The sequence below is a fragment of the Alishewanella maricola genome (assembly GCF_016343785.1).
Lineage (GTDB): Bacteria > Pseudomonadota > Gammaproteobacteria > Enterobacterales > Alteromonadaceae > Alishewanella > Alishewanella maricola.
Genome location: NZ_JAEINI020000033.1, coordinates 1 through 1,962 on the forward strand (window position 1 = coordinate 1; position 1,962 = coordinate 1,962).

Below are 1,962 nucleotides of genomic sequence, written 5' to 3' on the forward strand. Positions count from 1 at the left end.
CTGAAAAGGAGTACCGTCTATACCATGCGTTAAAAAACTTGTGTGTTCAGCTGATAATAGTCGACGAAATCCATGACTTCCTCCCAAGCACGTCAAAAGGAACGAAATCCTCAGCTTTAGCTTGGTTAAAAGGGCTAATGGATAATACGCTTATTCCTTTATTGTTATTAGGCACAGATAAGGCATTGCTCATAAGGGATGTTTATAAGGAGCTTGCGAGTCGGATCAGATACACAACACCATTCGTTAAATTTAGCGTCGAAAATGACCAGATGAGTAAATTCCTCTTTTGTGAATTAGTTCAAAGTCTTGTTGAACAATTTGGCTCAAAAGCAAATATTCTTAAAAGTTTTAATTTTATTCAAACACACTCAAATGGTAGCTGCACATTCTCTAATGAGTCTTTGTTATTGAGGCTATATGTCGCTACCGATGGTATTCCACGCGGGCTAAGGGATTTCTTTTTAGAGCTCAATATTGAAATCCATACCGTGGATAATTTCAAAGCTAACTTACCCAATCTAGCTCGAATTTATAGCATGCTAGATCCAAGTTCTATTAACGAGAAGATTGATTTTAATCCTTTTTCTGTCGACATGAAGGTGATTCATAAGTATCTAAAAATGAACGTAAAAAACGCTGAGGGCAAAAATGAAGAAAACTAAAAATCCTTTACTCTTTTATCCGATGCCTAAAGAGGGAGAGTCTTTTAAAGGTTACATAATGAGATTAGGCAACCGAAATGGGTTTACCGAACTTAAACGTTTTTTATATTTATTTGGGATTATTCAGCTACCAAAGAGAATTTTTATTGTTGGTACTAATGAGTATTATCAGTTTTTGAATATTATCAGTGAGTCATCAAATATCCAAAAGGATGAGTTAGACGCATTTTTTGCATTTGAAAAAGAAGTGCAAACCATTGATGACTTTTCCAGTGAGCACGTTCATTTGGATACCCCTCAGATCTGTCCGTTTTGTTTAGCTGAGGATCAATATTTAAAACGCGATTGGCAGTCTCTTTACTTTACGCATTGCTATAAACATGAGTCTAAATTGTGGGATAGGTGTTTAAATTGCAAAAAGAGTTTTGTATGGGAAGGCAAGTTATTTGTCGGATGTACAAATTGCAATTTCAAGTGGAGTCATTTCCGTCCGCTTGCAGATACTTTTCTTCCTGCATCACAGAAATCACTAGGCGAAGCGTCTGGCGAGTGTAAATTGAATTTAATGAAGACTATTAAACAACATTTAAAATTTGGTTTACGCCCTTTTGATGCTTCATTTCAAAATCTTCGGGATATCAAAAAGTATGTGCCTGATTTAGAACCGCACATTGAGTTTGCTTATCAACTTGCTCATTCAAACGAGGTATTGGCCGAATTAAAAAAAGCAAGAAAAAAGCATTGGCAGAATAAAACGTCTATGACTAAAAATTTGGCCATTTTAAAACAAGTAGAAGTGGCAAATGATGAATGGTTTAATCAGGTTGGAGCTAAAACAGGGAATTTCATTAGTGCACCAACAACACCAAAAGAAGCAAGTCATATGATACTGACAGCTCATCGAAGATTGAATGTTGACGAAGATAAAGCGTGTTTGGAGCTTTTATGGGATCAAGTATGTTCGGTACTTAATCTAAATGAAAAACACGTTAAGGAACTCATAAAACAATCGACTATACCGGGAAGGATGCATAAAAACTCTCCAAAAAAAGTTTCGCCTTGCCGTATTGATGACTTAGCCTTGTTTTACAACATAATTAAGAAAATTGCTAAACCACTCGAATTGAAAAATGATGCAATTCAGTACAAAAGCTATATCGCTTGGGGAAATGATAGAGCATTAGCAAAGCATAAACTAAATACTAAAAAATTAGTTGGATATGTTTTGTCAGGAGATATTTCGTTGTTCGCACCTGATAATGATGAACATTTATTCGATGATTTTTGTTTCTGTGAA

2 protein-coding genes are annotated in these 1,962 nt (G+C 35.3%); both read left to right on the forward strand.

The window, feature by feature from the left end:
• Positions 1 to 665: TniB family NTP-binding protein (locus JAO78_RS16540; RefSeq protein ID WP_226752466.1), on the forward strand; the 665-nt coding region annotated here is incomplete at its 5' end.
• Positions 652 to 1,962 (forward strand): TniQ family protein (locus JAO78_RS16545; protein ID WP_226752467.1); only part of this gene is annotated, 1,311 nt, incomplete at its 3' end. The genes JAO78_RS16540 and JAO78_RS16545, both read left to right, overlap by 14 nt.